This is a genomic window from Bacillus sp. JNUCC-21, from assembly GCF_041222765.1.
In the GTDB taxonomy this organism is placed as follows: domain Bacteria; phylum Bacillota; class Bacilli; order Bacillales; family Bacillaceae; genus Bacillus; species Bacillus velezensis.
Genome location: NZ_CP166019.1, coordinates 266,014 through 280,124 on the forward strand (window position 1 = coordinate 266,014; position 14,111 = coordinate 280,124).

At 48.3% G+C, this 14,111-nt stretch carries 13 protein-coding genes; 10 read left to right on the forward strand and 3 right to left on the reverse strand.

What is annotated here, in order from left to right; translation table 11 throughout:
* Positions 1-43: 43 nt before the first annotated feature.
* Positions 44-976, forward strand: a complete 933-nt coding sequence (locus JNUCC21_RS01485) for an aldo/keto reductase (RefSeq protein WP_025284185.1) — start codon at positions 44-46, stop codon at positions 974-976.
* Between the two features lie 43 nt (positions 977-1,019).
* On the opposite strand, the gene JNUCC21_RS01490 is transcribed toward JNUCC21_RS01485, so the two are convergent.
* Entirely contained in the window at positions 1,020-2,015 is a 996-nt protein-coding gene (locus tag JNUCC21_RS01490) for a DUF5105 domain-containing protein (RefSeq protein ID WP_015416740.1), read from the reverse strand.
* A 126-nt stretch (positions 2,016-2,141) separates the two neighbouring features.
* Between JNUCC21_RS01490 and JNUCC21_RS01495 the strand changes: the two genes are divergently transcribed.
* Complete coding sequence (locus tag JNUCC21_RS01495) at positions 2,142-3,542, forward strand: YcdB/YcdC domain-containing protein (protein WP_342794095.1); 1,401 nt, start codon at positions 2,142-2,144, stop codon at positions 3,540-3,542.
* 200 nt (positions 3,543-3,742) lie between these two features.
* Positions 3,743-5,101, forward strand: coding sequence for a YcdB/YcdC domain-containing protein (locus tag JNUCC21_RS01500; RefSeq protein ID WP_369878506.1), 1,359 nt, complete (start codon positions 3,743-3,745; stop codon positions 5,099-5,101).
* On the opposite strand, the gene JNUCC21_RS01505 is transcribed toward JNUCC21_RS01500, so the two are convergent.
* Entirely contained in the window at positions 5,098-5,601 is a 504-nt protein-coding gene (locus JNUCC21_RS01505) for a M15 family metallopeptidase (protein ID WP_011996280.1), read from the reverse strand. The genes JNUCC21_RS01500 and JNUCC21_RS01505 overlap by 4 nt on opposite strands.
* Positions 5,602-5,710: 109 nt before the next feature.
* Between JNUCC21_RS01505 and JNUCC21_RS01510 the strand changes: the two genes are divergently transcribed.
* The 6 genes from JNUCC21_RS01510 (at position 5,711) to JNUCC21_RS01535 (ending at position 12,182) form a co-directional block, all read left to right on the forward strand.
* The gene (locus JNUCC21_RS01510; protein WP_007409040.1) at positions 5,711-6,832 is read left to right on the forward strand and encodes a tetratricopeptide repeat protein; all 1,122 of its coding nucleotides are present in this window, start codon (positions 5,711-5,713) and stop codon (positions 6,830-6,832) included.
* A gap of 115 nt (positions 6,833-6,947) precedes the next feature.
* A complete protein-coding gene (locus JNUCC21_RS01515) occupies positions 6,948-7,727 on the forward strand; it encodes a glucose 1-dehydrogenase (RefSeq protein WP_169510051.1) in 780 nt (259 codons plus the stop codon).
* Between the two features lie 83 nt (positions 7,728-7,810).
* A complete protein-coding gene (locus JNUCC21_RS01520; RefSeq protein WP_169510052.1) occupies positions 7,811-9,490 on the forward strand; it encodes an alpha-glucosidase in 1,680 nt (559 codons plus the stop codon).
* Positions 9,491-9,675: 185 nt separating this feature from the next.
* A complete protein-coding gene (locus tag JNUCC21_RS01525; protein ID WP_105938261.1) occupies positions 9,676-10,635 on the forward strand; it encodes a metal ABC transporter substrate-binding protein in 960 nt (319 codons plus the stop codon).
* Between the two features lie 54 nt (positions 10,636-10,689).
* On the forward strand, positions 10,690-11,385 hold the full coding sequence (locus JNUCC21_RS01530) for a metal ABC transporter ATP-binding protein (RefSeq protein WP_021495283.1): 696 nt from the start codon (positions 10,690-10,692) through the stop codon (positions 11,383-11,385).
* The gene (locus JNUCC21_RS01535; RefSeq protein ID WP_007409044.1) at positions 11,343-12,182 is read left to right on the forward strand and encodes a metal ABC transporter permease; all 840 of its coding nucleotides are present in this window, start codon (positions 11,343-11,345) and stop codon (positions 12,180-12,182) included. Before JNUCC21_RS01530 ends, JNUCC21_RS01535 begins: the two co-directional genes overlap by 43 nt.
* Before the next feature lie 44 nt (positions 12,183-12,226).
* On the opposite strand, the gene JNUCC21_RS01540 is transcribed toward JNUCC21_RS01535, so the two are convergent.
* Complete coding sequence (locus JNUCC21_RS01540; RefSeq protein ID WP_007409045.1) at positions 12,227-13,222, reverse strand: LLM class flavin-dependent oxidoreductase; 996 nt, start codon at positions 13,220-13,222, stop codon at positions 12,227-12,229.
* Between the two features lie 275 nt (positions 13,223-13,497).
* Here JNUCC21_RS01540 and JNUCC21_RS01545 point away from each other — a divergent pair, with 275 nt between their 5' ends.
* Complete coding sequence (locus JNUCC21_RS01545; RefSeq protein WP_043021499.1) at positions 13,498-14,094, forward strand: TerD family protein; 597 nt, start codon at positions 13,498-13,500, stop codon at positions 14,092-14,094.
* The last annotated feature ends 17 nt before the right edge of the window (positions 14,095-14,111 follow it).

The window sequence follows — 14,111 nt, forward strand, 5'->3', positions numbered from 1 at the left end:
ATCTAATACTAAACAGAGCGATAAAAGGAAGGGAGCCTGAGCCATGGATGAGACACGTACGCTGGGCAGGACGGATTTACGGGTAAAGCGTATCGGTTTTGGCGCAAATGCGGTCGGAGGACATAATCTGTTTCCGAATCTTAATGATGAAACGGGAAAAGAACTCATCCGCACAGCATTGGACGGCGGCGTCAATTTTATTGATACGGCGTTTATATACGGTTTGGGGCGTTCCGAAGAGTTAATCGGTGAAGTTGTCGCAGAGCGCGGCGTGCGGGACAGCCTCGTGATTGCGTCAAAAGGCGCGCATAAAGAAGTCAACGGACAAATCGAGCTGGACAACAGCCGTGAATTCCTCCGGAGTGAGGCGGAAAACAGCCTGAAGCGGCTGAAAACAGACGTGATTGATTTGTATTACGTCCACTTCCCTGACGGCAAAACACCGCTCTCCGAAGTGGCGGGCACGCTAAAAGAACTGAAGGACGAAGGGAAAATCAGAGCAATCGGCGCGTCCAATCTCAGCTTCCGGCAATTGCAGGAGTTTAACGCCGACGGCTATTTAGAGGTTTTTCAATCGGAATATTCACTGATTCAGCGTGAGGCGGAGCATGATCTGCTGCCTTATTGTGAAAAGAACGGCATTTCCTTTATTCCTTATTTCCCGCTTGCTTCCGGCTTGCTGACGGGAAAGTTTACAAAAGACACAGTCTTTGAGGACAGCCGAAAGAACAGGCCGCCGTTTCAGGGAGAAGCTTTTCACCAAAATCTGGAGCGAGTGGATAAGCTTCGGGCCGTTGCGGAGGAAAAAGGGGCGCAGACAGCGCATATCGCACTCGCATGGCTTCTGTCGCAGCCGGCGGTGGATGCGATCATTCCCGGAGCCAAACGCCCCGACCAGCTGAAACACAATCTGGACGCGCTTAATGTGCAGTTAACCGAGGATGAGGTTCAATATATCAGTGACATCTTTAAGTGAAAATAAAAAAAGGAAATAGCCTGCGCTATTTCCTTTCTTGTTGTCAGGACGTTTTCAAAAACGCTTCTGTCAATCCTTCCAGATCGGCGTCTGTATCCAGATACCACTGGCCGCGGGCGTTTTTCTTCATCTCGATTTCTCTTGTAACAGAAGAAGAAGCCGGTTTCAGGCGCATAAACTCTTCTGGATAGACAGAAAGCAGGTGGCTGACAATTTCGTTTTCATCAGCATCAGGGTGCTTTCCGGCATAGTCTTGCACGCGGTCTTGCAGCTGGCCCGCAAGCGGAGACATATCAAGCGGCGTCACTTTTGCTTCAAGGACGGCTTTTTTGCCTGACATGGATTTGGTATGCACCTTGAGCTCTGTGTTATCCCGAAGCGCTGATGACATGGCGTCAATAATAGCGGAAATGGCTTTTGAATCCGCCTGTTCTTGTGAAATGCCTGCAGAAGCGATAAAGCTGGCTTTCGCCGATTCCTGATATGCGGCGGCCGTCATTTTTTCATTTACACCGGTCAGGCGGGTGAAATCTTTATTGTGCTTGCCGTACAGCATCACATCAATGTATGCGGATAATGCGTCCGCTGGGTCAGGTTTTGCGTTGGAGGCTGTGCCTTTGACTTTCAGTTTATAAGATAAAGGCTTCGCGTCTTTTGCCTGCGGCTGATATACCAATTCATAGGATTTGCCTTCGTCAGCCGTGAAGTACAGATTGCCCGTCACTGTCTTACCCGCATGAAGCGTGCCGCTCTGCATCAAGTCTTCCTTATCGGCCTTGGCTGTTTTCGCGTCATCCTGATAAAGCGAGAAGTCGCTGCTTTTGACGGTAAGCGGGTCTTTGCCCGTATTTTTGACGGTGACCGTTACTTTCAGCGCGGCCGGATGTTCAGTATCGTCTGAAGCGGCCCATGCTGTCTCTTTTATTTTCACTTTCGCCGTGCTGCTTTCCTGGCCGCCGCTCGTTTCGCTGCTGCACGCGGCGGTAAATGCCGTGAGAAGCAGAATGAAAAACACGGCGCTCATTTTTTTGATGGACATCTGGTTTACCCCCTGTTGTTAATGATTAATTCGATAGTCATGATGATGGACAGGTTAATTATACTAGTTTTGTATAAAAGAGTCTTGGTAATCATCAATCTTTTTGGAAGAAAAGGAAGTGTTATGATGAATAAAGAAGAATTGAAACAGCTGGCTCTCCGAATCGGAAACGTACCTGCCCGCTACGAGAGTAATGTGGAAGAATACCGGGAAGATGAGGTTCTGTTTTGGTGGGAAGATAAGAATGATCCGGAAGCCGGCATCATGGTCGAATTAGACCGGGACGGAAAACTGAAATACTTATCCCGTCCGGCTTTCCAGACTGATCTGCCGGCTCTTTCGGAATCGGACATAAAAAAACGGATGCGGGCGTTTTTAGAAACCCATCGTCCTGGGGCATTGGCTGAGTTCGAATTGGAAAACAGCGGCTCCGCCAATGATGGCGATGTGAGATATTCCTATGTTCAGATGGCTGACGGTCTGCCGCTTCCGCTGACCGGGTTTTACATCGACCTGGCTGTGACAGGGGAAGTAACCGGCTTTTCTTACCATGGGAAGGCCGATGATCTGTTAAGACCGGAGACAATTGCGGACAAGCGGGAAGCGTTGGCTCACTTTGTCAAACATATTGAAGCAGAGCTGTTGTTCACCGTCCTGCATCAGTCCGTCTATGTGCAGGGGGATGACAAGCCCCATCTCGTCTATCAAATCGTGTCTCCGACGCGGCCGATATCGGCCGACCTGAAGGAAGAGAATGCAGAATTAGACGAATATGAAGAGCTGGAAGACGACACGCGGCCGTATGTCCCGATTTCACGCCCTGCACCTGAAGCGGAAAAGATGAGCATCAATGACATGATCGGGCTGCACGACGGTTTTTATAAAGAGAGGGAAAGCGACCTTGGAGAGGGCCGTATCGGCATTGCCTGGCGTCCTGAAAAAACAAAATCCGTACGGGAAGATAAAAGCTTTGAAAGTCTGTTTAAAGAACGGAATGAACACGTATTGAAAACAATGCATGATAAAGAATCGGGCCGGCTCACCGGGGTGATGTCATTTATAAAAGTTGAAGGCGAACCGGTGTTTTCCGAGGAAGAATGCCATCACATGGCCATCCGCTTTTTATTCGCCATGTTTCCGGAAGCGGATCAGTATTTCCGGGTTCAATATGATGAACCGGATGATGAAGGAGAAAACGCAGGGCTTACATATAAGGCTTGTTCGGGCGGCGTTGATTTGCGATTCGGAGAGGGGAGAATCTGTGTCAGCAAAAAGACGGGTCTTGTCACTTTTTATATGCCGCCGGAAATTGATCCGAAAGAGCTCCAGGAAATCGATCCCGTTCCTTCATTGACAATGGAAGAGGCGAAAGACGCGATCCGCCGGGCCATCAAAGCCGAGCTCGCTTGGGATCGTTGTTACGATGACGACAGCTGCGGAAAAGTGTACAGGCTCGTATACAAGCCGGTTTTCCCGCTGTTTATTGAGGCTCATACAGGGGAAGCGATCACGAGTTTAATAGGTTGAAGGTCATGGGCGTTCGTCCCGGGGCTTTCGCGGGGAATGTGACATTTGTATGAAAAAGAGCCGCTCTGAATACGGCTCTTTTCCCTCTTTGCTAAAAATAGACACATAAAAGGCACTTTCTTCCCTTTAAAAGGATAAGGACGTTTTTATATAATAAAAAACAGTTCTTTTTTATACACTCTTCTGAAAGGATGACCCCATTGCTGAAAGAACATCTGAGAAAAAAAGCGCTGGAAATCGGGAACATACCGCCGGAATATGAGCTTGAAATAGAAGATTATGATGAAAAACAAAAAACGAAAGCCTATTATATATGGAAAGATCGTAACCAGCCGGATAAAACGGTCACGATTGAGCTGGGCGACGACGGATCTTTGCTTACCTATTCACGCAACGACTGTCCGAGTTCAGACATGCAGCTGTCAGACGCCGAATTAAAGCTGACGGCTCTTCGGTTTGCGGCGAGACACCGCCCGCTTACTTTTATGAATTTCATCTTTCAGGCGAGGGAAGAACGCAATGGGTGCATCCGATTTATCTATACAAAAAAAGTGCTCGGCCGGCCGCTTCCCGATTCAGGTTTTTTCGTTGATGTAAGCAGGAGCGGCTTCGTCGTGCAGTTTATCTATTACGGGGATAAGGGTGAAGCGCCCGTTCCGGAAACATTCGTCGATCGGGAAAAAGTCGTCTCGCATTATATGAGTGTGCTGACATTCAGTCTCGTCTATGATGTGGTCAATTTTGAGAAAATACCGCGTCTCGTCTATGAACCGATTCTGCCGGCTTACAGCTATCCGGCTGGTGAAGATGATATCGTGCCGGATCAGCAGCTTTGCGAAGACAGGAATGAGCCTGCAAAACCGCTTCCCGCGTTTGAACATAAACGGGAAATCAGCCTGGATGAATTAATGGGGTTTACCTCGGATATGGTTCAGACGCGCCGGCGCGATCTCGGGGATGAGATCGGAACGACATGGCGGAAAGGATCGGTTCCGGAACGGAAAGATTTGAGTATCGAAAGCTATTTTGAAAGCAGCAACAAAAATACAATGAAGATGAAAACGGACAAAAAGACAGGGAAAATGACAGCCTTTAAATCCTTTATTGAGCATCAGGGCCCGGCCTTTTATTCTGCGGAAGAGTGTGAGGCCGTCGCGCTTCAATTTTTATACAAGCTTTATCCGAGAGCGGACGAGTTTTTTAAAATGAACCCGTTGAAAACGGACGGAAGGGGCAGGTTCCGCTTCCATTTTTCCATATGGCATCAGGATATTCCGCTGCGGTTCGGCGCTGCGAGAATACTTGTCAGTCCCGTAACGGGGCTTGTGGAAGCTTACATGGCGCCTGACATTGACCCGGAGCAGCTGGAGAAGATCAATCCGGTGCCGGCCGTTACTCCCGAAGAAGCAAAGGCCGCTTTTTTATCCGATTTCCATCTGCGGCTGGAGTGGCAGCGCGATTTTACGCCGTCCGGCAATGAAGGATATAAGCTTGTGTACAGGCCTGTCTATCCTCCGTACATTGATGCGCAAAAGCGAAAAAAGAAAAGGTTTTATTAGCCAGGGATCATTTGTAAATGAGGATAATCTTTAAAGCCTCTCCAATCGCCTCCCCAATCAAAACCGAGCGTTTTGGCAATCGATACGACCTCAAGCCAATCGGGCGTGCCGTTTCGGTTTCCGTCGTACGTCATATCCCAAATCAGGCTTCCATCCTTTTTTTGCAGGGCGAAGTCGATCGCAAGGCCGTAATTGTGGTAAGATTCCCCGCCTTTTGCGTAGGTGACGATATTTCCTTTTTTTGAACGTCCTTGACGGTACAATTCGTTTTGTTCCTCAATTGATCTGAAACCCTCTGTGATAACGACGGTGATGCCTTTTTTCAGAGCGGCCGTCTGCAATAGCTCCGCATTCTGTTTCACGAGTGGATGAAGAGCACTTGGAATGGCTCTGTCTTGTAATGCCGTCTGCGGCCTCAATTCTTTCTGCACATAGGAAAAACATAGGTCTGCGGAAAAGAAGAGGATCAAAAGCAGCGCAATTCTGACTGGTCGTTTCATGGTGAATTCTCTCTTTCTTTAATTGATTAAAATCTTTGTTTGCTCACTGCCATAAATTTGCTATGATAAAATATAACATAATTAGTAGCCGGAGGAAGGAGGCAAATCTATGAAATCCAAGATTCCATCTGAAGAAGTGGCCGTAAAGATGAATGAATGGTATAAGCTGATCCGCGCGTTTGAAGCCGATCAAGCTGAAGCGCTGAAGCGGGAGATTCAATATGAACTCGAAGATATGGAAGAGAACCAGGATTTATTGTTGTATTTTTCATTGATGGAATTTCGGCACCGCATCATGCTGGATAAATTAAAACCCATGAAAGACGGCGACTGCCAGCCTCCGTTCTCTGAAATGCTCACTGAGATTGAGATGAACCAGCAAAAGCTGACCGGCTTACTGGAATATTATTTTTACTATTTCAGGGGAATGTATGAATTTAAGCAGAAAAACTTCATCTCAGCGATTTCTCATTATAAGCGGGCTGAGGAAAAGCTTGAATATGTGGAAGATGACATAGAGAAAGCCGAGTTTCTGTATAAAATTTCTGAGGTGTACTATCATATCAAGCAGACTTTCTTTTCGATGAATTACGCGGGACAGGCGCTTGATATTTACAAGAAATATGAATTATACGGAATGAGAAGGGTGCAGTGCAAATTTATCATTGCCGGAAATCTGATGGACGCCCAGCAGCATAAAAAAGCGCTGGAATACCTCGAATGCGCCTTGGAACACGCGGAGCGGCTTGATGATCAATATATGATTGCTGCGGCCTATTATAATATCGGGCACTGTATGTACAGTCTGGGTGACTTTTGCAAGGCGGCGGAGGATTTTGAACGGGCGGCTGCCGGATTTGAAGCACACAGCTTCCGGCAGGTCATCCAGGCTGTTTTTTCACTCACGCATATCTACTTTAAAACGGAAAAATACAGTGAAGCTGCCGCCAGCTGCGCGCGGGGCATGAGAAGCGCGGCGGAGTGGGAAGATGAGATCTATATGACGAAATTCCGTCTGATTAAAGAGCTTTATCAGGGGGAAGGCGGACAGGATTCGCTCAAAGAGTATTTTGACATTCTGGAATCAAAAGAGCTGTTGGCTGACACAGAGGAGCTGCTTCAGGACGCGGCTCATTTCTTTCATAAACGGGAGAACTACAAAGCGGCATCTTATTTTTTCAGCAGGCTTGTCGGCGTGCAAAAAAGGCTGCAAATGAACAACTACGCATAATGAAAAAAAGAACGAGGGAGCTTCGGCTTCATCGTTCTTTTTATGATCTCTTTTGTTTTCAGCCGATTAAAACCGGGTACATGCTCTGTATTAACATCAGGGAGGAAATGAGACAATGTATCAGGATTTACAGGGAAAAACAGCGATCGTAACAGGTTCTTCGAAAGGAATCGGAAAAGCCATTGCCGAACGCTTCGGCAAGGAGCGGATGAATGTGGTTGTGAACTACCTCGGTGATTCCGCCGGAGCGGAAGAAGCGGCGGACATCATTGAGAAAGCGGGAGGCCGAGCCGTCACCGTAAAAGCCGATGTATCCTCAGAAGAAGGGATTCAGGCGCTGTTTGATGCCGCCCAGGAGCATTTCGGGGGTGTGGACGTGATGGTCAACAATTCCGGCTTTAACGGGGCCGAAGCGATGCCCCATGAAATGAGCCTGGAGGATTGGCAAAGGGTCATCGACGTCAACGTGACCGGCACCTTTTTGGGGGCGAAAGCGGCACTGAAACTTATGCTCGAGCGCGGCAAAAAAGGAACGGTCTTAAACATATCGAGCGTTCATCAGCAAATACCGCGTCCTGAAAACGTGCAGTACTCGGCATCCAAAGGCGGGATCAAAATGATGACGGAAACGATGGCGCTCAATTACGCAGACAAAGGCATCCGGGTGAATGCCATCGCTCCCGGCACGATCGCCACGGAGTCCAATAAGGATCTGGAAGATGAAACACATAAACAGGCCCAGCTGAAAAAAATTCCGATGAACGCCTTCGGAAAACCGGAAGAAGTCGCCGCGGCCGCCGCATGGATGGTGTCGGAAGAAGCGAGTTACGTGACCGGAACAACACTTTTCGTCGACGGAGGCATGACGCTTTATCCGTCTCAGCTGGAAAGTTAAAAGAGGAGGGGAAACCTTCACTTTTTTGTTTAGGGAAGGATTATAAAGGAAATGGTTCTCTAAAAAACAGGAGGGGCCGCAAGATGGCGAATGACTGGTGGAAAGACGCCGTTGTCTATCAAATCTATCCGCGAAGCTTTCAAGATACGAACGGCGACGGTATAGGCGACCTGCGGGGGATTATCGCGCGTCTCGATTATATAAAAGAACTTGGCGCTGATGTGATATGGATCTGCCCGATTTACCCGTCGCCAAACGTCGATAACGGCTACGATGTGACGGATCATCAAGCGATTATGGAATCTTACGGAACGATGGAGGACTTTCACGATCTGCTTACAGAATGCCGCAGCCGCGGATTAAAGCTTGTGATGGATTTCGTCTTAAATCATACCTCCACGGAGCATCCTTGGTTCAAAGAGGCGGAAATGAATCCGGACAGCAAATACCGCGATTATTATATTTGGCGGCCGGGCACCGCGGACGGCCCGCCGACCGATTGGGTGTCGGATTACGGACAATCCGTCTGGCAGTACGAAGAACATACGGGCGAATATTACCTGCATATGAACGCCGTCAAACAAGCCGATCTGAATTGGGAAAATCCCGAGGTTCGGCAATCAGTATACGAGATGATGAGATTTTGGCTCGATAAAGGCGTGGACGGATTGCGTATAGACCAGCTCCATCTTCTGTCAAAAAAAGAATACTTGCCGCCATATGAAGATTATATCGCCCGCCGGGCCGATCCGAAGCCTTTTCGGCCAAACGGGGCACGGATACATGATTACTTAAAAGAAATGACGAAAGAGGTATTTTCCAAATATAACGTGATGTCGGTCGGCGAGGCCGGATCAGTGACGCCTGAAGAAGGGCTGGTCTACACGGGAACCGATGAGCATGAGCTGAATATGATTTTTCATTTTCAGCATATGGAGCTTGATCAAAAGCCGGGCCAAGAGCATTGGGATGTAAAACCGCTTGAGCTGTCCGATTTGAAAAAAGTGCTCACAGACTGGCAGGAAAAACTGGAACATCGAGGCTGGAATACGCTGTATTGGTGCAATCATGACCAGCCCCGGATCGTATCCCGTTTCGGAGACGAAGGCACATACCGCAAAGCATCCGCCAAAATGCTTGCCGCCCTGCTTTATTTCATGAAAGGCACGCCGTACATTTACCAGGGGGAAGAAATCGGCATGACAAACGCTCCGTTTGACAGAATAGAGGATTATCAAGATATTCAGACCGTCAATATGTATCATAAAAGGGTATTTGAAATGGGCCGCAACAGGGAAGAAGTCATGGCGTCCATTATGGCGAAAAGCCGGGACCATGCCCGTACACCGATGCAGTGGGACGGCAGCAAGAATGCCGGATTTACGGAGGGCGAACCGTGGCTCACGGTCAATCCCAATTACAAAACCGTCAATGCGGCCGAGGCTCAGGATGATCCCGATTCTATATTGAACTTTTACAAAAAACTGATCCGCCTGCGAAAACAGTATGCTGATATCATAAAAGGCAGCTACACGCTGCTGCTTCCTGATGACCCGCAGCTGTTCGTGTATGAAAGACAGGCAAACGGACAAAAACTCATGTCCATCAGCAACGTATCGAAAGAAGAAGCCGCTTTTTATTGGCCGGACGGTTCCGAACCTGAAAGGGCCGAGCTTCTTCTCAGCAACTATGATAATGACGGCGGCACGGAATCCCGCATCACATTCCATCCTTATGAAACAAGAGTTTATCTGCTTGTCTGATATGTGATAGGACGCCCCCGTCCATACATGGCGGGGGCTTTTTAGGTAAATTGGATATCAATTTAGAAAAAAATATCTTGCAAAACGTAATTACTTCGTTTTATTATGGTATAGGTAACAAATGAACGAGAAAGTACGCTTTGGAAATCGTCATCATTCTGATTTACAGAACAGGGGGAAACGGCTTGTTTAAAAAATGGAGCGGAATCATTGTCATTGCGGCATGCTTTTTAATTGCGGCGGGCTGTGGCAATTCATCTTCAAAAGGTTCGTCAGGTTCTTCAAAAAGCGGCAAACTGCACGTCGTGACGACCTTTTATCCTATGTACGAATTCACGAAACAAATTGTCAAAGACAAAGGCGATGTAGACATTCTCATCCCGTCTTCGGTCGAACCCCATGATTGGGAGCCGACGCCGAAGGATATCGCCGGCATTCAAAACGCCGATCTTTTCGTATACAACAGCGAATATATGGAGACATGGGTTCCTTCAGCGGAAAAAAGCATGGGCTCTGATCATGCGAAGTTTGTAAAGGCGTCAAAAGGAATTGACTTACTCGAAGGTTCGGATGAAGAGGAAGAGGAACATGGACACGGCGGTCATGACCACAGCCGCAGCATGGACCCTCACGTGTGGCTCAGCCCGGTTCTTGCGCAAAAAGAGGTCAAAACCATTACGGCACAGATCGTAAAACAGGACCCGAAGAATAAAGCATACTATGAGAAAAATAGTAAAGAATATATTGCAAAACTGCAGGATCTTGATAAACTATACCGTACAACATTAAATAAAGCGGCGAAAAAAGAACTGATCACACAGCATGCGGCATTCAGCTATCTCGCTAAAGAATACGGCTTAAAACAAGTCGCGATTGCAGGCCTTTCTCCTGAAGAAGAGCCGAGTGCGGCCAAACTGGCGGATCTCAAAACGTTTGCCAAAAAGCATGATGTGAAGATCATCTACTTTGAAGAAGTTGCATCGCCTAAAGTTGCAGATACACTTGCCGGTGAAATCGGCGCGAAAACGGAAGTGCTCAATACACTGGAAGGTTTAAGCCAAAAAGAACGGGATAAAGGCATCGGTTATATCGACATTATGGAGAAAAACCTTGATGCACTGAAAGATTCGCTATTGGTTAAATAACATAGTGTGCGCCGCGGGGTGCACACTATTTCTATGCGGGAAAGGAAGGTCAGCATGAATCTCGTTACATTAAAAGATATCGTTTTTGGTTATTCGCATACACCGGTGCTTGACGGCGTGTCGCTGGAAATCAAAAGCGGCGAATTCGTCGGCATTACAGGACCGAACGGCGCGTCAAAATCGACGCTGATGAAAGTCATGCTCGGCATGCTCAGACCTTGGGAAGGAACGGCCGAGATCAGTAAAAAAAACGCAGCCGGAAAACGCCTGACAATCGGCTATGTTCCCCAGCAGATTTCTTCATTTAACGCAGGATTCCCAAGCACGGTTCTGGAGCTTGTGCAATCAGGCCGTTATACGAAAGGAAAATGGTTTAAACGATTGAACGAAACGGATCACCACGAGGTGGAAAACGCGCTGAAGATGGTGGAAATGTGGGATTTCCGCCACCGGAAAATCGGCGATTTATCCGGCGGACAGAAGCAGAAAATCTGCATTGCGAGAATGCTTGCGAGCAATCCGGATCTGCTGATGCTTGATGAGCCGACAACCGCGGTTGATTATGAAAGCAGACAGGGTTTCTACGAATTTATGCACCATCAGGTGAAAAATCACAACCGCACCGTCGTCATGGTGACACACGAACAAAACGAAGTACAGCAGTATCTGGATAAAGTCATACGGCTTGAGAGGGGGGAAAAAGGCGGATGGAAATGTTTGACTTGGAATTCATGCGACGAGCTTTTCTAGCGGGAAGCATGATCGGAATTATGGCGCCGATATTAGGCGTATATCTCGTGCTGAGAAGGCAGGCGCTGATGGCGGATACGCTGTCTCATATTTCATTGTCGGGCGTGGCCATCGGTTTTTTTCTCAGTACCAATATTACGGCGGCGAGCATCGTTGTCGTCACGATCGGAGCGATCGGCATTGAATACATGCGGCGGGCATACCGTACATATTCAGAGGTATCTATCGCAATCTTAATGGCGGCCGGGCTGTCGTTTGCGATGTTTCTGATCAGCCTGTCAAAAGGCGGCGCGTCGATGAGCATCGATCAATATTTATTTGGATCGCTTGTCACGGTCAGCCAGCAGCAGGTCTATATTATCGGCGGAATTACCCTGCTGATCCTGCTTTATTTCATTATATTAAACAGACCGCTCTATCTGCTTACCTTTGACGAGGCGACGGCAAAGACATCAGGCATTAACACAAACCTGCTGTCAATGTCATTCAGCATCGTGACGGGGCTGGCGATTTCGGTCATTATTCCGATTATCGGCGTGCTGCTCGTTTCCGCGCTCCTCGTACTGCCCGCGGCTTTTGCAATCCGTATCGCCAAAGGGTTTAAATGGGTGTTTGCGGCAGCCATTATTATTTCTCTTTTCAGTGTGTTCATGGGGCTGACGTCTTCGTACCAGCTCGGAACGCCTCCGGGGCCGTCAATCACTTTACTGTTAATCATTCTGCTTCTGCTCGGGTTTACGCTGCAGGGGATTTGGAATGCGTTTAAAAAAGGAAAAGAACGAAAAAACCGCCGTTAAGCGGTGCAGCAGTCTCATCTGCTGCTCCGTTTGACGGCTTTTTTTTACAGAAATATATCAGCAAGACGCTCATATGACTCTTTTTTTGCTTCGAAATCAAAGACGTTGCACAGCACCATCATCTCTTTTGTCTGATACCGCTCGGAAAGTTCAAGCAGACGGCGTTTCACTGCGGCAGGAGAGCCGATCACCATCCGCTTCCTGTTTTCTTCTATCTGTTTACGGTCCTCCGGCGAATACGGATAAGCCTTCGCTTCCTCCACACTCGGCACGCGGCTGTCGGCGCCTTTTCCGACACGAAGAAGCCATAAATCCTGGCTTAAGGCGAGTTCTTCCGCTTTCTCATCCGTAGCCGCGCATATGACGAAAATGGCACAGAGCGAGGCGGGAGCGGAAAAATGGGCGGAGGCCCGGAAATGGTCCCGATAGATCTGAAAAGCTTTTTCCCCGCGTTCCGGATTAATGAAATGGCCGAAGACATAGCCCGCACCTTGAAGAGCGGCGCGTCTGGCGCTGTTTTCCCCGAGGCCGAGCACCCAAAGCTGCGGGGCTGTTTCAATCAAAGGCGCTGTTTTTATTCCTGCATAAGCATGGTCCGAGGGAACCGAATCTGTCAGAAAGGATGATAAATCCTGAAGCTGCCTGTTGAACTCGGTCATGCTTTTCTTTACCCCGTCTGTGAGGGCGAGCCGGATTTTCGTCGTGCCGCCCGGCGAGCGTCCGACCCCAAGGTCAATCCGGTTCGGGTGCAGCGCCTCAAGCTGACGGAAAGTTTCCGCGACTTTATAGGGGCTGTACTGCGGCAGCAGCACGCCGCCTGATCCGACACGGATGGACGTTGTGGCTGCGGCGGTATGAGCGATCATAATTTCCGGCGAAACGCTTGCGAGCCCTCTTGTGCCGTGATGCTCGGCAAACCAGTACCGCTTATAGCCCCATCCTTCACTGAGGCGGGCGAGCTCCGCTGAACGGCGGAGCGTCTCGTGCGGCCCGTTTCCTTTGGATACGGGCGCCTGATCAAGTATGCTTAAATCAATCACTCGTCTGCCCCTTTCCTGACATGTATTGATACAAGGATAGGAAAAATGTTCAGTCTTCGTCAATTTCTTTGTTTTCTCTATTCTCTCCGGAAAGAAGGAGAATATAGGAAGTAATTTTTCGCCGTTTTTCGCCAAAAATTCTTATGTTTTATGAAACTTTGATATAATAAAAGACGTATATCTTAATAAACACCGGGATTCTTGTCCCGGAATTTAGTAAAAATGCGCACTTGCGGCGTGCTTAGCGGCACCCTTACAGAATAGGAGTGAATCATATGGCGATCTCTTTACAAAAAGGACAGCGGATTGATTTAACAAAAGGAAAAGCCGGTCTGTCAAAACTGCTGGTCGGACTCGGCTGGGACCCTGTATCATCCGGGGGCTTTTTCGGAAAGCTGTTCGGCGGAGGCGGTGCCAATATCGACTGTGACGCTTCCGTACTGATGCTTGAAAATGATAAAATGACAGACAGTAAAAACGTCATCTATTTCGGCAATCTGAAAAGCCGATGCGGCGGTGTCGTACACACGGGTGACAACCTGACGGGAGAAGGCGACGGCGATGATGAACAAATTCTCGTCGATTTGGCGAAAGTCCCCGCTCAGATTAATAAACTTGTGTTTGTCGTCAATATTTACGACTGCGTCAGACGAAAACAGGACTTCGGCATGATTCAAAACGCGTTTATCCGCGTCGTTGATCAGGCTAACCGCGAAGAACTGGTGACTTACAATTTAAGAGATAACTATTCAGGCAGAACGAGCCTGATCGCGGCTGAAATCTACCGCGAGGACGGCGAGTGGAAATTCGCTGCGATAGGTGAAGGCACAAACGATACGAAAATCGGCGATATCGTTAACCGATACGCCTAAACGAAAAAAAGGAGAGT